The sequence below is a fragment of the Streptomyces sp. NPDC051133 genome, assembly GCF_040682635.1.
Taxonomy (GTDB): Bacteria; Actinomycetota; Actinomycetes; order Streptomycetales; family Streptomycetaceae; genus Streptomyces.
Genome location: NZ_JBFBBK010000001.1, coordinates 80,214 through 99,960 on the forward strand (window position 1 = coordinate 80,214; position 19,747 = coordinate 99,960).

The 19,747-nt window shown below is 74.9% G+C and carries 15 protein-coding genes and 1 pseudogene; 8 read left to right on the forward strand and 8 right to left on the reverse strand.

All coding sequences use genetic code 11. From position 1 onward, the window contains the following. The first annotated feature begins 64 nt into the window (after positions 1-64). Entirely contained in the window at positions 65-262 is a 198-nt protein-coding gene (locus AB0N17_RS00425) for a hypothetical protein (protein WP_366008811.1), read from the forward strand. Between the two features lie 82 nt (positions 263-344). Here the strand turns inward: AB0N17_RS00425 and AB0N17_RS00430 are convergent, their stop codons facing one another. Then, positions 345-1,751 carry a DUF2252 domain-containing protein gene (locus AB0N17_RS00430; RefSeq protein WP_366008812.1) on the reverse strand — a complete coding sequence of 469 codons (1,407 nt, stop codon included), beginning with the start codon at positions 1,749-1,751 and terminating at the stop codon, positions 345-347. A gap of 283 nt (positions 1,752-2,034) precedes the next feature. Between AB0N17_RS00430 and AB0N17_RS00435 the strand changes: the two genes are divergently transcribed. Both AB0N17_RS00435 and AB0N17_RS00440 read left to right on the forward strand, forming a co-directional pair. Then, a complete protein-coding gene (locus tag AB0N17_RS00435; protein WP_366008813.1) occupies positions 2,035-2,505 on the forward strand; it encodes an SHOCT domain-containing protein in 471 nt (156 codons plus the stop codon). Between the two features lie 33 nt (positions 2,506-2,538). Further along, positions 2,539-3,021 (forward strand): hypothetical protein, encoded by a 483-nt coding sequence (locus tag AB0N17_RS00440; protein ID WP_366008814.1) that lies wholly within the window; start codon positions 2,539-2,541, stop codon positions 3,019-3,021. Positions 3,022-3,644: 623 nt separating this feature from the next. On the opposite strand, the gene AB0N17_RS00445 is transcribed toward AB0N17_RS00440, so the two are convergent. The 3 genes from AB0N17_RS00445 to AB0N17_RS00455 all read right to left on the reverse strand — a co-directional run bounded on the left by AB0N17_RS00445 (position 3,645) and on the right by AB0N17_RS00455 (position 7,493). Further along, positions 3,645-4,751, reverse strand: coding sequence for a mechanosensitive ion channel family protein (locus AB0N17_RS00445; protein ID WP_366008815.1), 1,107 nt, complete (start codon positions 4,749-4,751; stop codon positions 3,645-3,647). A gap of 180 nt (positions 4,752-4,931) precedes the next feature. Beyond that, positions 4,932-6,464, reverse strand: a complete 1,533-nt coding sequence (locus tag AB0N17_RS00450) for an amino acid permease (RefSeq protein ID WP_366008816.1) — start codon at positions 6,462-6,464, stop codon at positions 4,932-4,934. A 42-nt stretch (positions 6,465-6,506) separates the two neighbouring features. Beyond that, complete coding sequence (locus tag AB0N17_RS00455) at positions 6,507-7,493, reverse strand: hypothetical protein (protein ID WP_366008817.1); 987 nt, start codon at positions 7,491-7,493, stop codon at positions 6,507-6,509. Between the two features lie 252 nt (positions 7,494-7,745). Here AB0N17_RS00455 and AB0N17_RS00460 point away from each other — a divergent pair, with 252 nt between their 5' ends. From AB0N17_RS00460 to AB0N17_RS00470, 3 genes are all read left to right on the forward strand, one after another. Continuing rightward, a complete protein-coding gene (locus AB0N17_RS00460) occupies positions 7,746-9,176 on the forward strand; it encodes an FGGY family carbohydrate kinase (RefSeq protein WP_366008818.1) in 1,431 nt (476 codons plus the stop codon). After that, a complete protein-coding gene (locus tag AB0N17_RS00465) occupies positions 9,173-10,591 on the forward strand; it encodes an FAD-dependent oxidoreductase (protein WP_366008819.1) in 1,419 nt (472 codons plus the stop codon). Before AB0N17_RS00460 ends, AB0N17_RS00465 begins: the two co-directional genes overlap by 4 nt. Before the next feature lie 510 nt (positions 10,592-11,101). Then, complete coding sequence (locus tag AB0N17_RS00470; protein WP_366009139.1) at positions 11,102-12,376, forward strand: FAD-dependent oxidoreductase; 1,275 nt, start codon at positions 11,102-11,104, stop codon at positions 12,374-12,376. Positions 12,377-12,624: 248 nt separating this feature from the next. Here the strand turns inward: AB0N17_RS00470 and AB0N17_RS00475 are convergent, their stop codons facing one another. Genes AB0N17_RS00475 through AB0N17_RS00485 form a run of 3 tightly spaced genes read right to left on the reverse strand, consistent with a single transcriptional unit; the run spans position 12,625 to position 14,952 of the window. Next, a complete protein-coding gene (locus tag AB0N17_RS00475) occupies positions 12,625-13,209 on the reverse strand; it encodes a GNAT family N-acetyltransferase (protein ID WP_366008820.1) in 585 nt (194 codons plus the stop codon). 23 nt (positions 13,210-13,232) lie between these two features. After that, positions 13,233-13,997: a crotonase/enoyl-CoA hydratase family protein gene (locus AB0N17_RS00480; RefSeq protein ID WP_366008821.1), complete on the reverse strand. Its 765-nt coding sequence runs from the start codon at positions 13,995-13,997 to the stop codon at positions 13,233-13,235. A gap of 46 nt (positions 13,998-14,043) precedes the next feature. Next, complete coding sequence (locus AB0N17_RS00485; RefSeq protein WP_366008822.1) at positions 14,044-14,952, reverse strand: lysylphosphatidylglycerol synthase domain-containing protein; 909 nt, start codon at positions 14,950-14,952, stop codon at positions 14,044-14,046. Positions 14,953-15,186: 234 nt separating this feature from the next. On the opposite strand from AB0N17_RS00485, the gene AB0N17_RS00490 reads away from it, so the two are divergent. Next, positions 15,187-17,088 carry an ABC transporter ATP-binding protein gene (locus AB0N17_RS00490; protein WP_366009140.1) on the forward strand — a complete coding sequence of 634 codons (1,902 nt, stop codon included), beginning with the start codon at positions 15,187-15,189 and terminating at the stop codon, positions 17,086-17,088. 372 nt (positions 17,089-17,460) lie between these two features. Here the strand turns inward: AB0N17_RS00490 and AB0N17_RS00495 are convergent. After that, positions 17,461-18,214, reverse strand: a pseudogene (locus tag AB0N17_RS00495) (methyltransferase domain-containing protein). A 173-nt stretch (positions 18,215-18,387) separates the two neighbouring features. Between AB0N17_RS00495 and AB0N17_RS00500 the strand changes: the two are divergent. Beyond that, complete coding sequence (locus AB0N17_RS00500; protein WP_366008823.1) at positions 18,388-19,746, forward strand: lectin; 1,359 nt, start codon at positions 18,388-18,390, stop codon at positions 19,744-19,746. Position 19,747: the final 1 nt, after the last annotated feature.

Genomic DNA, 19,747 nt, shown 5'->3' on the forward strand with positions numbered 1-19,747 from the left:
GGGCGGAGCAGGATCGCAGGGAATACCGGAAGACCGCAGCACGCACGCGGCGGGAGAACAGCCCATGCGCTACGAGATCCGCATCGACGGCCACATGCCGGAGACCGTGACCCGGGCCTTCCCGGAGCTGGACCACGTGAAGATGTCCGGCCAGACGGTGCTGTTCGGCTTCGTCATCGACGAGGCGCACCTCTACGGGCTGCTGAACCGCTGCCGGTCCCTGGGCCTGCGCATCGTGGAGATGCGGCAGTCGCCGGTGTGACGGGGGCTCACCGGTCAGGGGCTCACCGGTCGAGGGCTCACCGGTCGGGGACTCACGGGTCAGGGGCTCACCTGTCGGGAGCTCACCGGCCGGCCGTCGCGATCCGTCCCGAGCGCGCCGCCTCCCCCAGCGCCTCGTAGTCCCGCTCGTTGCGGTCCGCGTAGGCCTGCGCGAATCGGGTCAGCGCGCGGTCGAACCGGGTCCCGCCCCCGAGGTAGGCGGAGATGGCGACGGGATCGCCGGACCGTGCGTGGGCCCGGGCCAGGGACGCCCCGCACACCTGTCCGAACAGCCTCAGCAGACCCGGGTCCCACCTCTCCGGCCGGAAGACGCCCTTCCAGTCCCACAGCTGCCGTACGTAGAAATCCCGGCTCCGCCCGTCGAGGCCCACGACCCGCGTCCACCCCAGGAAGATGTCGCCTGCCGACTGCATGAGCCGCTGCCCGGTCACCACCCTGTGGCCCTGGTTGTCGTACCGTTCGCCGTCCGTGTGCGCCGCGAGCACCGACTCCTGTGCCTCCTTGGCCTGCAGCAGCAGCGGGTCGTCGTCGTCCCGGCCGAGCAGCAGCAGGAGCCAGCACCGGGTGCCGACGCTGCCGACCCCCACCACCTTCCGGGCCAGGTCCGCCACCCGGTAGTGGCGCAGCAGGTGCCGCCGCTCCGCGGGCAGCGTGCGCGCGTAGCTCTCCAGCAGCGCCTGCAGTTCCCTGTCCTCCGCGCGCGGGGATCCGCCCCGCAGCTCGCGCAGCGGGGTGATCAGCGGCGGGTCCGCGGCGATCCGCCGGCCCTCGGGCGTGCGCCGGGTGAGCTCGGCGAAGGCCCGCATGTGCGTCCGGGTACGGGCGTGCGCGGTCGCCGCTGCCGTACGGCGCCTGTCCGCCTCGTCCATCGAGGAGGCGAGCAGGTCGCGCAGCCGGTCGGCGTCGTCCCGTGCGTACCAGATGTCCAGCGTGCGCATGCCCGCGAACCGACGCATCCGCTCCCGGTAGGCCCGTACGCAGGAGCGCACCGCGTCGTTCTGCTCCGCCTCCGTGAAGCCGCCCGCCCGCCCCGCGATGACCAGGCTGGCCGCCAGCCGCTTGACGTCCCATTCGAACGGGCCCGGGAACGTCTCGTCGAAGTCGTTGATGTCGAAGACCAGATGCCGTTCCGGCGAGGCCAGCAGCCGGAAGTTCAGCAGATGCGCGTCGCCGCACAGCTGGACCCGGAGCCCGGTGTCGGGCAGCGGGCCCAGGTCCGCCGCCATGACCGCGGCCGCACCGCGGTAGAAGCGGAAGGGGGACTCCAGCATGCGGCCGTAGCGGATCGGCACCAGTTCGGGCACCCGGTCGGCCGACTGCCGTTCCAGCACGCCGATCACGTCCGGCCGGTCCGGCGCGGCCTCGAACGTGCCGTGGGCCGAGCGCGGGACGCGCCCGCGGGCGCGCCTGCCGGCGGCCGCCCGCTCGGCCAGGGACGACGATACGGTGACGGCACCCGACGCGGTCATGACGCACCCTCCTGGTCCTGCGGCCTGCCCCCGCCGCCGGGCCCGGCCCGAGCGGGGACCCGCGCGCAGGCCGTCCGCCTGCGATTACAGCACAGCCCCGCGCGGGGGCCGGGGGATCACCCGCGCCGGGTGACCCGGCGCGGCGGCGCCGGGCCGTCGTGTCCGGCGGCCCCCACATTCACCCGCCTCGGGTGAGGGCACCCCTGCCGCGTCGTGTGCATGGTGAGAACGGCGGAGACCGGCTCGGCGCATCCGACGGCCCGCCACCTGACGGAGGTGTGACATGAGCGCGCAGACCTACCTCGCGTACGACTACCCCGTGCTGGGTGTGTTCTGGTCCATGCTGGTGTTCTTCCTGTGGATCATGTGGTTCGTCCTGCTGTTCCGTGTCATCGTCGACATCTTCCGCGACGACGAGATGGGCGGCTGGGGCAAGGCCGGCTGGACGCTCTTCGTGATCCTTCTGCCGTTCCTGGGCGTCCTCGTCTACCTGATCGCCCGCGGCAAGGACATGGGGAAGCGGGACATGGCGCAGGCGCGGGCCCAGCAGGAGGCCTTCGACTCCTACATCCGGCAGACCGCGCAGACCGCTCCGGCCAGGACCACCAGCGCCGACGAACTCGCCAAGCTGTCCGGTATGCGCTCGCGCGGCGAGATCACGGACGACGAGTTCCGCCGGGCGAAGGAACTGGTCCTCAGCGAGACCGGTGCGGCCGGGCGCTCCGCCGACGTGCCCACCTCCACCGGCCGCTGAACCGCCTCCACCGACACGAATCGAGGTCCTCCCATGGCCACGACGCACACCACCGGCGCCCGCACGCACGGCGCCAAGCAGGCGTGGGCGGGCGGCCTGACGTCCTTCGCGGGCGTCATGCTGCTGCTCGCGGGGCTGCTCAGCGTGTTCCGGGGCATCATGGCGATCGCCCAGGACGCCGTCTTCGTCACGACGCCCAACTACGTGTTCAAGTTCGACCTGACGACCTGGGGATGGATCCACCTGGTGCTCGGCGCGCTCGCGGTGATCGTCAGCTTCGGGCTGTTCGGGCCGTCGATGTGGGCGCGCGTCGCCGGCGTGGGCATCGCCGGGCTGGTGATCCTCGCCAACTTCCTCTCGCTGCCGTACTACCCGGTGTGGTCGGTCGTGATGATCGCCCTGTCCGGGTTCATCATCTGGGCCCTCTGCGTGGTCCAGGGAGGCGAGGCCGCCCAGAGCCCGCCGGGACCGGCGGCGTCCACGTCACCCGGTGGCGCGCCCCGCGCCTCGGCCTGACCGCCCCCGGGCCGACAGCGCCGCCGGCTTCCGCAGCCCCCGCACCACCCACGGGCCCCGCGCCGCCCCCGGCCGGGGTCCGCACACGACCGCCCCTTGGCGCGGCCCGGAGGCCGACCCGCACGCCCGGCCCCGTGGCGGTGTCCCTCTGCGGGTCGACGGTGACGGTGTCATCGCTCGCTCCGCCCTCGCCGCGGGGCGGGCGGCGGCTGTCGTGCCTGTCGGACACGGCTGCCTCACCGGCGCCCCGACCGCCCCTTGGCGCGGCCCGGAGGCCGACCCGCACGCCCGGCCCCGTGCCGGTGTGCCCCTGCGGGTCGACGGCGGCGGTGTCATCGCTCGCTCCGCCCTCGCCGCGGGGCGGGCGGCGGCCGTCGTCCCTGTCGGACATGGCGAGGGCTCGGCGGACCGGAGGACGAGAGGTGCGGCTCGGGACGTCCGGAGGACGGAAGCTCCCGCCGCGCCGGCCGGGACGCGGGACACCCGGGACCGGCTCGGCCGGCCCGGTCGGCGGGGAGGTAAGTCCTCGGGCCCGCTTCCCGGCCGGCCGCCTCGGGTGGGCGGGGCGGCACGCCGGGGCGGTGTGCCGGCCGGACGCCCGCCCCCGGGCCGGGATCGGGCGGTCAGTGGCCGTGCCGGTCGGCCGGTGCGGTCGCCGGCGTCGTGTCCTCGGCGCTCCGCTGCTGCGGGATCACCACCGCTCCTGCCTGCTGCAGCGTCACCGTGCGGGCGGGGGACGGGATGCTGATGCCCTCCTGGCGGTAGCGGCGGTGCAGGCGCTTGATGAACTCGTGCTTGATCCGGTACTGGTCGCTGAACTCGCCCACCCCGAGGATCACCGTGAACCCGATCCGGGAGTCGCCGAAGGTGTGGAAGCGGATGGCGGGCTCGTGGTCCGGGACGGCGCCCTCGACCTCCCGCATCACCTCCGTGACGACCTCGGCCGTCACCCGCTCCACGTGCTCCAGGTCCGCGTCGTAGCCCACCCCGACCTGCACCAGCACCGTCAAACGCTGCTCGGGGTGCGTGTAGTTGGTCATGTTGGCCTTGGCGAGCTGGCCGTTGGGGATGACCACCAGGTTGTTGGACAGCTGGCGGACCGTCGTCTGCCGCCAGTTGATGTCCACCACATAGCCCTCCTCGCCGCTGCCCAGACGGATGTAGTCGCCGGGCTGCACGGTCTTGGAGGCGAGGATGTGGATGCCCGCGAAGAGGTTGGCGAGCGTGTCCTGCAGGGCGAGCGCCACCGCGAGGCCGCCGACGCCCAGGGCGGTGAGCAGGGGCGCTATGGAGATGCCGAGCGTCTGCAGCACCACCAGGAAGCCGAGCGCCAGGACCAGCACCCGGGTGATGTTGACGAAGATGGTCGCCGAGCCGGCCACGCCCGAGCGGGACTGGGTGACCGTGCGGACCAGGCCCGCGATCACCCGGGCCGCGGACAGCGTCACCACGCCGATCAGCCACACCTCCAGGGTCTGGTCGGTGTGGTGCTGCACCGTACGGGTCAGCGGCAGGGCGACGGCCGCCGACGCCGCGCCGCCCGCGATCGCCGCCCACGGCACGACGGAGCGCAGCGCGTCCACGATGACGTCGTCGCCGCTCCAGCGGGTCCGCTTGGCGTGCTTCGCGAGCCAGCGCAGCACGGTGCGGGAGAGGAAGGCGAGCACCAGGCCCGCCGCCACGGCGATTCCGGCGAGTACGAGGTCGTCCAGGGTCAGCGCGCGGTTCACCGGTGACCTCCGAAGGGATGGATGCCTCGACGGATGTGCGGTCGTGTCACGTTGTCACCTGCTCGATGTGCGGGATGTACGAGCGCGCCGGCCCCGGAACTCCGGTGACCGGCGCGTGCGTTCATCCTGCCGTATCCGGGGCGGCCGTTCGTACCCGGACCGGCGCCGCGGGCACCCCGCTCAGACGATGCCCTCGGCGAGTTCGGCCTGGTCACGGTCGCTGCCGTAGGCGGCCGTGGTCGGGGTGCCGTACGACCGGCGGGCGACGTACCACCAGACGCTCGCGAGGATCAGCACCACGGCGAGCGCCACCGACGCGTAGTTCATCGTGTCGACGGTGACCGGCGAGGCCTGCGGCAGGCAGAACAGGACCGTCACACAGGCCACCCACACGACCGCGATCCAGCCGACCGGCCTGCTCCACCGGCCCAGGTGCCACGGCCCGGGCCGGAACCGGTCGCCGGCGCGCAGCCGCAGTAGCACAGGGATGGCGTAGGCGGGGGTGATGCCGATGACGTTGATGGCGGTCACCGCGTTGTACGCCGTCGCCGAGTACAGCGACGGCAGGGCGAGCAGGCAGGCCACGGCGACGGCCAGCCAGACCGCGGCGACCGGCGTCTGGGTGCGCCCGCTCACCTTGCGCCACAGGTGCGAGCCGGGCAGCGCGCCGTCCCGGCTGAACGCGAACACCATCCGGCTGGCCGCGGCGACCTCGGCGTTGCCGCAGAACAGCTGGGCGATGATCACCACGAGGAGCAGCGCGCTCGCCCCGTCGGTGCCGAGGCCGTCGAGCAGGATCTGGGCGGGCGGCACACCAGTGGCGGTGGTGCGGGTGGCGTCGTAGTCCTGGATGGCGAAGGTCAGTCCGGCCAGCAGCACGAAGCCCGCGAGCCAGGAGACCCAGATGGAGCGGACGATGCCGCGGGCCGCGGAGACCGACGCCTGCGAGGTCTCCTCGGACAGGTGGGCGGAGGCGTCGTAGCCGGAGAAGGTGTACTGCGCGAGGAGCAGGCCGACGGCCGCCACGTACAGCGGATTGTGCCAGCCGGTCTCGTTGACGAACTTCGTGAAGACGAAGGACGCCGACCGGTGGTGGTCGGGGACGATCGCGAGCGCGCCGACGATGAGCGCGACGCCCGCCAGGTGCCACCACACGCTGACCGAGTTGAGCAGGCTGACCAGGCGCACGCCGAACAGGTTCAGCACCGCGTGCAGCAGCAGGATGGCGCAGAAGATCAGCATCGTCCTGCCCGGCGTCGGCGTGAAGCCCCACTGCAGGTTGGCGAAGGCGCCGGTGAACAGGGCGGCGCCGTAGTCGATGCCGGCGATCGCGCCGAGCAGGCCGAGCAGGTTCAGCCAGCCCGTGTACCAGCCCCAGCGCCGGCCGCCGAGCCGGTCCGCCATGTAGTACAGGGCGCCGGAGGTCGGATACGCGCTGGTGACCTCGGCGAGCGCGAGACCGACGCACAGCACGAACAGGCCGACCCCGGCCCAGCCCCACAGCATCACGGCGGGCCCGCCGGTGTTCAGGCCGAAGCCGTACAGGGTCATGCAGCCGGACAGGATCGAGATCACCGAGAAGCTGATCGCGAAGTTGCCGAAGCCGCCCATGCGGCGGGCCAGCACCGGCCGGTAGCCGAGTTCGCGCAGCCGCTGCTCCTCGTCCTGCGGTGGCAGGCCGGGGGAGGGCGTGGGTTCGGGGGTGCGGGACATGCGGGACCTCCGGGGACCAAGGGGGGTGAGAACGGGGGACGTTCAGGAGCGTGAGCCGTCGGCGGCGGCCCGGCACCGGTCGCGGGCCTGCAGGAAGACCTCCACACCCCGGTCGCGGTCCGGGGTGCGGTACATCCAGGGCGGGGGCGTGTAGTACGGCCCGATCGCGTCGAACACCCGGGCCGCGTCCGGGAACCGCAGCGAGCCCCACAGGGCGTGCGCCAGGTGGTTGAGGTCCGGCAGCGCCCGCTCGGCGGGTGCGGTGTGCTCGAACCAGGAGAGCAGCGCCCGGTGCGCCTCCCGGGTGGCGTCCTCCGCCACCCAGTGCAGGTCCAGCGCCGCGTCGTGCCCGCTGGCGCGCCGGTAGCGCTCCACGCGGACGTACAGCGGCAGCAGGTGCAGCGCCGAGCCGGGCGGGGCCTGCGCGGCGGCCCACTGGGCGTACGCGGAGGCCTCCGCGAGCCGGCCCGAGCCGCCGCGCACGTACAGGAACTGCAGCATCCGGTGGTGGGCCTCGCGGCTGTGGGGGTCGCGCTTGCCCGCCTCGGCCAGCAGCCCCCAGGGGCCCGGTGGCAGCATCGGCTCGGGCGCGGCGGCCCGGTGCTCCTCCCAGCTCTGTCCGGGGTCCAGTTGGGCCAGCGCCAGCAGGCACACCCAGGGCACCGGGTCGTGCGGGGCGGTCCGGGAGGCGGACTGGGCCGCGTCCCAGGCCTCGATCCACAACTCGTGGGTGCGGCGGTGCCGTTCGCGCTGGGCCCGCAGCGCACGCTCGACACAGACCCGGGCGTGCATCACCGCCGCGTGGACGCTGCCCGGCTCCTCCGCGAGCCAGGCCCGCACCACGTCGGTGCCGGCCGCCGCCGCCGCGAGCACCTGGGTGCGCTGGGTCCACCGCCACCCCTCGACGGTGTCCGCGAGCAGGGCGCGCATGGCCATCCAGCGGCCGGTGCGCAGGTCCTGGAGCGCGGCGCGCAGGGCGTGGTCGGGGCCGGCGGGGTCGTAGGAGGGGCGTGCTCCGTCTCTGGCCATCAGCCGTCCGCTCCGGGCCACGGGCACACGGGCGAGCCGGCGGAATGAGGTAGCAACAGCCCTCCTGTGGGCGGGGTTTGGCGTGTCCACGCGGTCGGCGGTCACTATAGAGGGGGAGCTTCCGCCCTCACCATTGTTGCCAACTGAACTACTTAGTCAGGCAAGTTGAGGGCCGGTCCAGTCCTTGACGCCGGGCACGGCACGGCGGCAGGCTGGCGCGGTGATCTTCGGGGCGGAGCGGGGGAGTGGGCGATGACGGGTCCGGTGCTCGCCGTCGACCAGGGCACGTCCGGCACCAAGGCCCTGGTCGTCTGCCCGGAGCGCGGCGTCCTCGGCTCCGGCTTCGCCGAGGTGCGCCCCCGCTACCCGGCCGGCGGGCTGGTCGAGGTGGACCCCGCCGAGCTGTACGACTCGGTCGTCGACGCCGGCCGGCAGGCGCTCGCCGACGCCGGTGAGGACGTCGTGGCGCTGGGCCTCGCCAACCAGGGCGAGACCGTCCTCGCCTGGGACCCGGCCACCGGCCGCCCACTGACCGACGCCCTGGTGTGGCAGGACCGGCGCGCCGCGACCGTGTGCGCCGAACTCGCCGAGCACGCCGAGGAATTGCGGCAGCTGACCGGGCTGCCCCTCGACCCGTACTTCGCGGCGCCCAAACAGGCCTGGATCCGCCGCCGGCTCACCCGCGAGGGCGTCGTCACCACCTCCGACGCCTGGCTGGTGCACCGCCTCACCGGCGCCTTCGTCACCGACGCCGCCACCGCCGGCCGCACCCAGCTGCTCGACCTGGACCGCACCACCTGGTCCCCGCGCGCCCTCGACCTGTACGGCCTGGCCGGTGAACGCCTCCCCGAGGTGACCGACACCGCCGGGCCGGTCGGCACCACCACGGCGTTCGGCCCCGAGATCCCGCTCACCGGCCTGATCGTCGACCAGCAGGCCGCCCTCCTCGCCCAGCGCGTCACCGGACCCGGCGCCGCCAAGTGCACCTACGGCACCGGTGCGTTCCTGCTCGCGCACACCGGCGACCGCCCCCGGCGCGGCACCTCGGGCCTGGTCAGCTGTGTCGCGTGGCGGCTCGCCGGACGCACCAGCTACTGCCTCGACGGACAGGTCTACACGGCCGCCTCCGCCGTCCGCTGGCTCACCGGCATGGGCGTCATCTCCTCCGCCGCCGACCTCGACCCGGTCGGCGGGAGCGTCCCCGACAGCGGCGGCGTCACCTTCGTGCCCGCCCTCGCCGGGCTCGCCGCCCCCTGGTGGCGCGGCGACCTGCGCGGCTCCCTCACCGGACTCGGACTCGACACCACCCCCGGACACCTGGTGCGCGCCCTGTGCGAGGGCATCGCCGCCCAGGTCGCCGAGCTCGCCGAGGCGGCCGCCGGCGACCTCGGCGGCCCGCTGCACACACTCCGCGTCGACGGCGGCCTCACCCGCTCGGCGCTCCTCATGCAGACCCAGGCCGACCTGCTGCAACGCCCCGTCGAGGTGTCCGCCCTGCCCGACGCCACCGCGCTCGGCGCCGCCGCCCTCGCCCGGCTCGGCGCGGACCCCGCCCTGAGCGTGGACGACGCCCTGCCCGGCTTCGAGCCCGCCGCCGTGTACGAGCCCCGCATCCCGGCCGACCGGGCCGCCGAACGCCGCGCCGGATTCCGCGCCGCCGTCGCCGCCCTGCTCGGCTCATGACGGTCACGGCTCAGGGGCCGCTGCCCACGGCCCCGTACGACGTCGCGATCGTCGGCGCCGGCGTCGTCGGCTGCGCCCTCGCCCGCGAACTCGCCCGCCGGCCCCGCCTGCGCGTCGCCCTCGTCGAGGCCCAGGACGACGTCGGCCAGGGCACCTCCAAGGCCAACACCGCGATCCTGCACACCGGGTTCGACGCCACCCCCGGCACGCTGGAGGCCCGCCTGGTCCGCGAGGGGTACGAGCGGCTCGGCGCCTACGCGGCCGAGTCCGGCATCCCCGTCGAGCGGACCGGCGCCCTGCTGGTCGCCTGGGACGAGGACCAACTGGCCGCCCTGCCGCGGCTGGCCGGGAAGGCGGAGCGCAACGCCTGCCACGACACCCGGCTGATCGGCCCCGACGACCTGTACGCCCGTGAACCGCACCTCGGCCCGGGCGCGCTCGGTGCCCTGCACGTCCCCGGCGAGAGCATCGTCTGCCCCTGGACGACCACCCTCGCCTACGCCACCCAGGCCGTCCGCGCAGGCGTCGACCTGCATCTGAACACCGCCGTGCGACGGCTGGAGCGGGCGGACGGGCACCGCCTGCTCACCTCGCGCGGCCTCCTGCGCGCCCGCCACCTGGTCAACGCGGCCGGACTGCACGCCGACACCCTCGACCGCCTGCTCGGCCACGAGGACTTCACCGTCACCCCGCGCCGCGGCCAGCTCCTCGTGTACGACACGTTCGCCCGGCCGCTCGTCCGGCACATCCTGCTGCCCGTGCCGACCGCCCTCGGCAAGGGCGTCCTCGTCGCGCCCACCGTCTACGGCAACGTCCTGCTCGGACCCACCGCCGAGGACCTCCCCGACAAGCGGGCCACCGAGTCCACCGCCGACGGGCTGGCCCTGCTGCGGGACAAGGGCCGCCGCATCCTGCCCGCCCTGCTCGACGAGGAGGTCACTGCCGTCTACGCCGGGCTGCGCGCGGCCACCGGGCACGAGGACTACCGCATCGCCGCCCACCCCGAGCAGGCGTACGTCACCGTCGGCGGCATCCGCTCCACCGGACTGACCGCGTCCCTGGCCATCGCCGCCCACGTCACCGGCCTGCTGGCCGGCACCGGCCTCGACCTCGGACCGGTCCGCGAGCTCGAACCGGTGCGCATGCCCGGCCTCGGCGCGGCCTTCCCGCGCCCCTGTCAGCAACCCGAACGCGTCGCCGCCGACCCGGAGTACGGCACCCTCGTCTGCCACTGCGACGGCGAGATCCGCGACGCCCTCGCCGGCCCGGTCCCGCCCCGCTCCCTGGAGGGCCTGCGCCGCCGGACCCGGGCCCGGGCGGGCCGCTGCCAGGGGTTCTACTGCGGCGCGGCGGTGCGGGAGCTGTTCGAGCGGGGGCGGGGCGCCGGGCGCGAAGGGGCGGGCCGTGAGGGGTGAGGGCATGCGGGGAACGGGCTTCGGTGCCGGCGCCGGTGCCGGTGCGGGTGCGGGTGCCAGTCCCGGTGCGGGTGCCGGCGCCACGGCTGGTGCCGACGCCGTCCGGGGTGGCGTGTGGGAGGCGGGCCTCGGCGGTGGGCGGGCCGTCGCGTGGGATGAGGTGCGGGGTCCGGTGGGTGGGGGCGTGCGGGGCGGGGCACGGGACGATCGGCGGGGCGGGGAGGGCGTGCGGGCGGTGGCCTTCGGTGCGGGTGCCGGCGCCACGGCTGGTGCCGACGCCGTCCGGGGTGCGACCTGGGGCGGCGTGTGGGAGGCGGGCCTCGGCGGTGGGCGGGCCGTCGCGTGGGATGAGGTGCGGGGTCCGGTGGGCGGGGCTGTGCGGAAGGCGGGGTCCGGAGGTGCGCGGGATGAGGTGCGGGGTCTCCGGTGGGTGAGGGCGTGCCGGTGGCGGGGTCCGAGGGCGTCCGGGAACCGGCGGGCGACGCCGTGACGGCCGCCGTGAACGCCGTCGTGCCGTCCACGGCGGCCCCGCGGCGTGTCGACGTCCTCGTGGTCGGTGCCGGTCCCGCGGGACTCGCCGCGGCCGCACGGCTGGCCGCCGCCGGTGCCGGGCGGGTGGAGGTGCTGGAGCGGGAGCAACAGCCCGGGGGAGTTCCCCGGCACTGCGCGCACGGCGGCTTCGGCACCTGGACCCGCCCCCTGACCGGCCCCCGGTACGCGCGCCGGCTGACGGACGCCGCCGAGCGGGCCGGTGCCGTCCTGCGGACCGGAGTGTCGGTGCTGGACTGGGCACCCGCGGGGCCGGTCCTGCACACCACCGGTCCGCGCGGCCCGGAGACGGTCGAGGCACGGGCGGTGATCCTGGCCACAGGCGCCTGCGAGCGCCCCCGCGCGGCCCGGCTGGTGCCCGGCACCCGGCCCGCCGGCGTCTGGACCACCGGCGAAGTCCAGCGGGCCGTGCACCTGTTCGGGCAGCACATCGGCGTCCGCGCGGTCGTGGTGGGCGCCGAGGACGTGTCGTACGCGGCGGCCGACACCCTGCGCGCGGCCGGTGCCGAGGTCGTCGCCCTCGTCACGGAACACCCGCGCGCCCGGACGAGCCGGGCCCGTGCCCGCGCGGCCCTGCTGCGCCACGGCGTCCCGCTGCTGACCCGGACCACCGTCGCCGAACTCCTCGGCCACGGGCGCCTGTCCGGCGTCCGCGTCCGCCACCGTGACGGGCGTACCGCCGTACTGCCCTGCGACACCGTCGTGTTCACCGGCGACTTCGTCCCCGAGCATGAACTGGCCCGTCGCGGCGGCCTCGTTCTCGACCCCGGCACCCGCGGTCCCGCCGTCGACGGCGCCCTGCACACCTCGCGGCCCGGTGTCCTCGCCGCGGGCGACCTCCTGCACGCCGTGGAGCGTGCGGGCACGGCCGCGCACGAGGGCACGCTCGCGGCCGAGGCCGTCCTGGACTTCCTGGCCGGTGCCCCCTGGCCGGGCCCCGGCCTCCCGATCACCGTCGAGGCGCCGCTGTGCCGGATCACCCCGAACCGCCTCGTCCCGGCCACCCGGCCCGCCCGCTACGTGCTGCGGACCGCCGTCCCGCTGACCGGTCCGGTGCTCCAGGTCCGCCAGGACGGACGCCTGCTGCACCGTGAACGCCTCGGTCCCGGAACCGCCCGGCCGCACCGCCCCCTGACCCTCAGCGCCCGCTGGCACGACCTCGTCGACCCCGAGGGCGGTGCGGTACGGGTGGAGACCCGGCCGGGCGGACCCCCTGCCCGGGACGGCGAGCGCTGACCGCCCGCCGAAGCGTCTCGCGTTGACCGCCGGCCGAGGCGTCTCGCGTTGACCGCCGGCCGATGCGTCTCGCGTTGACCGCCCGCCGGGACGGCGAGCGCTGACCGCCGGCCGATGCGTCTCGCGCTGACCGCCCGCCGAGGCGTCTCGCGTTGACCGCCGGCCGAAGCGACTCGCGCTGCCCCCCGCCGAAGCGACTCGCGCGGACCGCCCGCCTCAGCGATGCCGGTGCGGCCCCGTTCCCGCCTCTACCGTGGCGCCGGGTCCGTGGCGAGGCGGGCGTGGAGGTGGCAGTCGCGGAACGCGTCCCGGCGGCCCGCCTCCCACATCGCGCCGCGCAGCGTCCCCTCGTAGCGGAAACCGCACCGCTCGGCGACCTTGCACGACGCCTCGTGGCCGACGGCGTGGTCGAGTTCGAGGCGGTGCAGGCGCAGGTCGGCGAAGACCCAGCGGGCGGTCAGGGCGAGGGCCCGGGTCGCGACGCCCTTGCCGCGTGCCTCGGGCAGTATCCAGTAGCCGACGCAGGCCGACCGCATGCCGCGGTCGATCCGGCTGACGCCGATGTGTCCCAGCGCCGTGCCGGTGTCCGCGTCCTCCACGCAGAACGCCACCCCGGTGCCGGCCTCGGCCCCCTCCGCCTTGTTCCGCAAGGTGGCGCGGGCGTCCGCGAGACCGGTGATGGGGCGCAGCGGGGTGTTCCAGCGCTGGAACTCCGGGTCGGAGCAGCCGCGGAGGAAGGTCTCGACATCGGTCTCGTCGGCGGCGTTCCACCGGCGCAGTCGCAGACCGCCGTCGCGTGCGGGTATGTCGGGAATCCGGGTGTCGGGCGTCATCCGGTCATTGAACAACACCTGGCTCACAGGTCGGTGAAGGAGCCGTGGCGTCCGGCGCCCGACGCGAAACGGGCCGCGCCCCGCGCGCTCTGCGCCAGCACGCCCATGCCGTGGCGGAGTTCGCCGCGCATCGCCGCCTCTTCCGCCAGCCCCTCCTGCTCCAGGACCGACGCCCGGTCGCTGCGCAGACAGTCCTGCGGGAAGCGGGCGATCTCCGCGGCGAGGGCCTCGGCCTCGGCGCGGGCGCGTCCGGGCGGCACCAGGCGGTTCACGAGCCCGATCTCGTAGGCCTCGCGGGCCGGCACCGGGCGGCCGGTCAGGATCATGTCCATCGCCCGGCCGGTGCCGATCAGCCGGGGCAGCCGTACCGTGCCGCCGTCGATCAGGGGGACACCCCAGCGGCGGCAGAACACCCCGAACACGGCGTCCTCCTCGGCGATCCGCAGATCGCACCAGAGGGCGAGTTCCAGGCCGCCCGCGACCGCGTGCCCGGCCACCGCCGCGATCACCGGCTTGGACAGGCGCATCCGGGTCGGGCCCATCGGGCCGTCGCCGTCCTCCGCGACGCGGTTGCCGCGCTCGGTGCCGATCGCCTTCAGATCGGCGCCCGCGCAGAACGTGCCGCCCTCACCCCACAGCACGGCCGCCCGGGCGTCGTCGTCCGCCTCGAACTCCCGGAAGGCGGAGGCCAGTTCGGCGGCCGTGGGGCCGTCCACGGCGTTGCGTGCCCCGGGACGGGACAGGACGACCGTGCTGACGTGTGCGTCGCGCTCCACGCGGACCGGCACTTCGGACCCCCCTTGCACTGCTGCGGCTCAAGAGGGCCACTCTGCCTCAGATGACCTTCAGCCGCACCAGCGCCCCCAGCGTCAGCGCCCCCGGCACCAGCGGCGCCCACACGGTGATGATCCGGTACGCCAGCACCACCGCCGTGGCCACCGCGGCCGGACCGCCCACCGCGACCAGCGCCACGATCAGCGCCGCCTCCACCGATCCCAGGCCGCCCGGCGTGGGCACCAGGGCCACCGCGGCCGTCGCCGCGAGATAGGCCAGTGCCATGTGCGCGGGCGGCACCGGCAGGCTCAGCGCCTGCCCGACCGCGGCCAGCCCCGCCGCCTGGAGCGCCGGGAAGGCCAGCGAGCCGCCCCACAGCGCCAGGGCGCGGGCCGGACGGGTGTGCACGGACCGCGCCTCGCCGAGGGCGTCCCGCGCGAACGCGCACACCCGGGCGCGCAGCCGTCGTACGAGCGCCAGCGCGGCCACCGCCACGGCCAGCAGGCCGGCGGCGCCCAGCAGCAGCGGGAGCGCCGCACCGGCCGGCAGCAGCGGCCCGAGCCGCAGCGCGTCGGGGAACGCGACCAGCAGGGCGGCCAGCAGCCCGAGCCGGCCCACGCACTCGGCCATCAGGTACAGGGCCAGCGCGGCCGAGGAACGGGCGAGCGGCACCCCGCACACGGTCATGAAGCGCAGGTTCACGGCGCTCGCGCCGAGCCCGGTCGGCAGCAGGTGGTTGGCCGCGGCCGCCGCGAACTGGGTGGCCAGCAGCCGCCCCTTCGGCAGCGGCTGCACCACCGCCCCCTGCCGGGTGAACGCGGCGGCCACCCAGGTCAGGCAGGTCGCGCCGGCCGCGGCGAGCAGCCAGGGCCAGGAGGCGGCGCGCAGCTGGCCGAAGCCCTCGGCCAGCACGGAACGGTGCCGGAGGGCGGCCACGGCGACGAGCAGGAGCGGGAGCAGGCACAGCACCTGCCGGACGGGGACGCGACGGGGGAGTCGTCCCCCGGGGAGCGGGGGAAGCGGGACGGCAGTCACATCCGCAGAGGTTCTCCGCGCCGCGTCAACGCCAGGTGGCAGCAGCGGGGACGGCGGCTTACAGGCTGGGGTCATCGGGGCCTTCGGGTCGGTGGACGCCGGTGCGGGTGAAAAGGCGCGGACCTTGACCTCAACGAAGCTTGAGGTTCTACGTTCTCTTCCATGAGCATGGAGACCACCGCATGGACGCAGCTGCACAGCGTGATGAACGCGCAGGCGGACCGCCGTCCCCTCGCCCGCGCCACGCTGCGCCGCATCGCCGCCTTCGCCCGCCCGCACCGCGCGGGCATCGTCCGGTTCGTGCTGCTCGGGGTGGTGACCGCCCTGCTCGCCGTCGCGACCCCCGTGCTCGCCGGCCGCGTCGTCGACGCGATCGTGGCGGGGCACGACTCCGGCCGGGTGGTACGGCTCTCGCTGCTCATCGCGCTCGTCGCGCTCGTGGAGGCGGGGCTCGGCATCCTCGGCCGGCGCCTGTCGGCGACGCTCGGGGAGGGACTCATCCTCGACCTCAGAACGGCTGTGTTCGATCATGTGCAGCGCATGCCCGTCGCGTTCTTCACACGGACTCGTACGGGAGCGCTGGTCAGCCGTCTCAACAACGACGTGATCGGCGCCCAGCGCGCGTTCGCCAACACCCTCTCCGGCGTGGTCAGCAACCTGGTCACGCTGCTGCTCACCCTCGCCGTGATGCTCACCCTGTCCTGGCAGATCACCCTGCTCGCGCTGGTGCTGCTGCCGGTGTTCGTCCTGCCCGCCCGCCGCATGGGCAGCCGGATGGCGCGGATGCAGCGGGAGGCGGCGGCGCTGAACGCGGCCATGGGCACCCGCATGACCGAGCGGTTCTCGGCCCCCGGCGCCACCCTGATCAAGCTGTTCGGCCGGCCGGAGGAGGAGTCGGCGGAGTTCGCGGCCCGCGCCGCCCGGGTCCGGGACATCGGGGTGCGCACGGCGACCGCCCAGTCGGTCTTCATCACCTCCCTCACCCTGGTCTCCGCCCTGGCCCTCGCGCTCGTCTACGGCCTCGGCGGCTGGTTCGCGCTGCGCGGCACCCTGCAGGCGGGCGCGATCGTCTCCCTCGCCCTGCTGCTGACCCGGCTGTACGCCCCGCTGACCGCGCTCGCCGGGGCCAGGGTCGAGGTGATGAGCGCCCTCGTCAGCTTCGAGCGGGTCTTCGAGGTGCTGGACCTGAAGCCGCTCATCGAGGAGAGGCCGGACGCCGTCGAGGTCCCCGAAGGCCCGGTCGCCGTCGAGTTCGACGACGTGCGCTTCTCCTACCCCGCCGCCGACCAGGTCTCCCTCGCCTCCCTGGAGGAGGTCGCCACGCTCGACACCCGCGGCGGCACCGAGGTCCTGCGCGGCATCTCCTTCCGCGCCGAACCCGGCCAGACCGTTGCCCTCGTCGGCTCCTCCGGCGCGGGGAAGTCCACGATCGCCCAGCTGCTGCCGCGCCTGTACGACGTCGACGCGGGCGCCGTCCGGATCGGCGGGGCCGACGTCCGTGACCTGACCGCCGCCTCCCTGCGCGCCACCCTCGGCATGGTCACCCAGGACGGCCACCTCTTCCACGACACCGTCCGCGCCAACCTGCTGCTGGCCCGCCCCGACGCGACGGACGAGGAGCTGTGGGACTCGCTGGAGCGCGCCCGTCTCGCGCCGGTCGTACGGTCGCTGCCCGACGGGCTGGACACGGTCGTCGGCGAGCGCGGCTACCGGCTCTCCGGCGGCGAGCGCCAGCGCATGACCATCGCCCGGCTGCTGCTGGCCCGCCAGCGCGTGGTCATCCTGGACGAGGCCACCGCCCACCTGGACAACACCTCCGAGGCGGCCGTCCAGGAGGCGCTCACCGAGGCCCTGGAGGGCCGCACGGCCGTGGTGATCGCCCACCGCCTGTCCACGGTCCGCGCCGCCGACCGGATCCTGGTCGTGGAGGCGGGCCGGATCGTGGAACACGGCACGCACGAGGAACTGCTGACGGCCGACGGCCGCTATGCCGAGCTGTACCGGACCCAGTTCGCGGAACGGGAGGCCGAGGGGGCGGACGTGGTGACGGCGGAGGTGCCGTCGGCCTGAGGGATCACCGCGTCCCGGCGGGGAGGTGCCCGGACACCTCGGCCGGTAGCGCCGGCCCGCGGCCCGAGTCGGTCACCTCCCGTCGACGGCGGGCGGGCGGGTGTCGTGCCGGGCCGGGTTCGTGGTGCGAGGTGCCGCAGGCCCGCCGGGGTCAGCGTGTCTTCTCCAGCGCGAGCAGGCGGTACAGCGGGTCCGGGCGTGGGCGGTCCTGGTCCGGCAGGGCCGCGAGGCGCGCGCGTACGTCCGCCGCTCGCGTCGGCCCCGCGTGCGTGCACCACGGGAGGCGGCCGGAGGCGGTGACCTCCCGTCGGCGGCGGGCGGGTGTCGTGCCGGGCCGGGTTCGTGGAGCGAGGTGCCGCAGGCCCGCCCGGGTCAGCGTGTCTTCTCCGGCGCGAGCAGGCGGTACAGCGGGTCCGGGCGTGGGTGGTCCTGGTCCGGCAGGGCCGCGAGGCGCGCGCATACGTCGGCCGCTCGCGTCGGCCCCGCGTGCGTGCACCACGGGAGGCGGCCGGAGGCGGTGACCTCCCGCCGGCGGCGTGGGCTGCGGCCCTGGCCGGCGCCGGGGAACACGGTCTCACCGGCGGGCCGCAGGCCCAGGCCCGCCGCTTCCTCCAGCACCCGGGCACGGCCGGCCGGGACCCGGGGCACCCGGGGCCGGTACCGCTCCCGCGCGGCGGCCGTGGCCCGGGCGACGTCGCTGTCCGGCACGAAGTACGCGTCGTCCTTGTCGACCGTGGTGACGAGCACCCCGCCGGGCCGCAGCACCCGGGCCGCCTCGGCCGGCACGGCGGCCGCCCCCGGCAGCAGATGGAGCAGCCAGACGAGCACCACCGCGTCCACGCTGCCCGTCGCCACCGGCAGCCGGGCCGCGTCACCGCGCACCACCCCGCCGGGCACGCGCCGGGCCGCGAGCCGCAGCATCCCCTCCGAAAGGTCCACGCCCGGCACGGTCCCGCCCCGCCCGCGCCGGCTTCCTGGTCACGATGCCGGTCCCGCAGGCGAGGTCCAGCACCGTACCGGCCCCCTGCGGCAGCAGCCGCCGGGCGGCGTCCGCAGCCGTCCGCGCCCGGGCTTCACCGCCCCGTGAGCTGTCGTACGCCCGGGCCTCCGCGTCGTAGTCGATCACCGCTCCAGCTTCGCCGAACGCACCCCGCGTGCGGGCCGAGTTGCTGTCACACCTCTTGACTCCACTGGTCCGGACCTTTAGCTTCACGCCTTAAACAAAGCCTGCGGACACCTCAACCCCCACATCCCGCAAGGGCGTTGGGCCGCACCCCCCACGCGAAAGGCCGCCCGCACATGGCCAGACCCCTCCCCGCCGCAGTCTCGCTCGCCGTCCTCGGACTGTCCGCCGGACTGCTCACCGCTTCCCCCGCCCAGGCCGCCACCGGCACCATCACCGGCCTGGCCGGCAAGTGCCTCGACGTCGCCGGCGCCAACTCCGCCGACGGCACCGCCGTCCAGCTCTACGACTGCAACGGCACGAACGCCCAGCAGTGGACCGTCGGCAGCGACGGCACGATCCGGGCCCTCGGCAAGTGCCTCGACGTGACCGGGAATTCCACCGCCGACGGGGCGAAGGCGCAGCTGTGGTCCTGTACCGGCGGCGCCAACCAGAAGTGGACCGTCACCGCCGCGCACGACATCGTCAACCCGCAGGCGGACAAGTGCCTGGACGTCACCGGCAACAATCCCGCCAACGGCACCCGGACCCAGATCTGGAGCTGCAGCGGCGGCGCCAACCAGAAGTGGAACGCGCCCGCGAGCGGCGGCGGCACCAACCCGTCCGCGCCGATGGCCGTCGCGCCGTACCTGTACAACGGCTGGGGCAGCCCGCCCAGCCCCGCCACCGTCACCCAGGCCACCGGCGTGAAGTGGTTCACCCTCGCCTTCGTGCTCAGCAACGGCTACTGCAACCCGCAGTGGGACGGCAGCCGCCCCCTGACCGGCGGCGTCGACCAGCAGACCGTCAACACCGTGCGGGCGGGCGGCGGTGACGTCATCCCGTCCTTCGGCGGCTACAGCGGCAACAAGCTGGAGAGTTCCTGCTCCAGCGCGGGCGAGCTGGCGGCGGCCTACCAGAAGGTCGTCGACGCCTACGGGCTCAAGGCGATCGACATCGACATCGAGGCCGACGCCTACAGCAACGGCACCGTGCAGCAGCGGACCGTGGACGCGCTGAAGACCGTGAAGGCGAACAACCCCGGCCTGAAGGTGTACATCACCCAGGGCACCGGGCAGTCAGGCCCCGACACCGGCCTGATCGACCGGGCCGCCTCCTCCGGGCTGACCGTCGACGCCTGGACCATCATGCCGTTCGACTTCGGCGGCGCCGGACAGAACATGGGCAACCTCACCACGCAGGCCGCCGAGGGCCTGAAGAACGCGCTGAAGAACGCCTACCACTACAGCGACGACCAGGCCTACCGGGACATGGGCATCTCGTCGATGAACGGCGTCACCGACAACAACGAGACCGTCACGGTGAACGACTTCCGGACCATCCTCGCCTACGCGCAGACGCACCACCTGGCCCGGCTCACCTTCTGGTCCGCCAACCGCGACCGGCCGTGCACCGGCGGCCCCGCCGACAGCTGCTCCGGAGTGGCCCAGTCCGACTGGGACTACACCCGTGTCTTCGCCGCGTACACCGGCTGAC